The sequence below is a fragment of the Rhizobium sp. 18055 genome, assembly GCF_902706285.1.
GTDB lineage: Bacteria > Pseudomonadota > Alphaproteobacteria > Rhizobiales > Rhizobiaceae > Rhizobium.
The window spans coordinates 1-548 of sequence record NZ_CACSKD010000141.1 but is presented as its reverse complement, the minus strand read 5'-3'; the positions used below and the strand labels follow the sequence as shown (position 1 = coordinate 548).

1 protein-coding gene is annotated in these 548 nt (G+C 74.3%); it reads right to left on the bottom strand.

Going from position 1 to position 548, the window contains the following annotated elements; genetic code table 11:
• Positions 1–548: phosphopantetheine-binding protein (locus GVL52_RS28405; protein WP_244619332.1), on the bottom strand; the 548-nt coding region annotated here is incomplete at both ends.

Genomic DNA, 548 nt, shown 5'->3' with positions numbered 1-548 from the left:
CCGCGGACTGCATGACGTCGGCCAGGCCGAAGCGGTCCGCATGGGGAAACGCCTTGCGGATGTGGGCCAGCAGCTGCAGGCTGAGCAGCGAATCGCCGCCCCGCTCGAAGAAGTTGTCGTGCCCGCCCACCGCCGGCACCTGCAGCACCTCCTGCCACAGGCCGGCGAGCGCGCGCGCCACCGGCTCGTCCGGCAGGCCGTGTGCGGAGGTGGCGGACGGCTCCTGCGGTGGCGGCAGGGCCTGCCGGTCGACCTTGCCGTTGGCGCTCAGGGGCAGCGCCTCCATCACCACCACGTCGCGCGGCACCATGTAGTCGGGCAGCGCCGCTTCCAGGCCGCGCCGCAGTGCCGCGGGTTCGACCGTGCAGCCTTCGCGCGGCACCAGGTAGGCCACCAGCCGCGCGCCCGCGCCGTGGCCCCGCGCCACCACCACGGCTTCGCGCACCCCGGGGTGGGCGCCGATCCGCGCCTCGATCTCGCCCAGTTCCAGGCGCAGCCCGCGGATCTTCACCTGGTGGTCGATGCGGCCGAGGTATTCGATGTGGCCC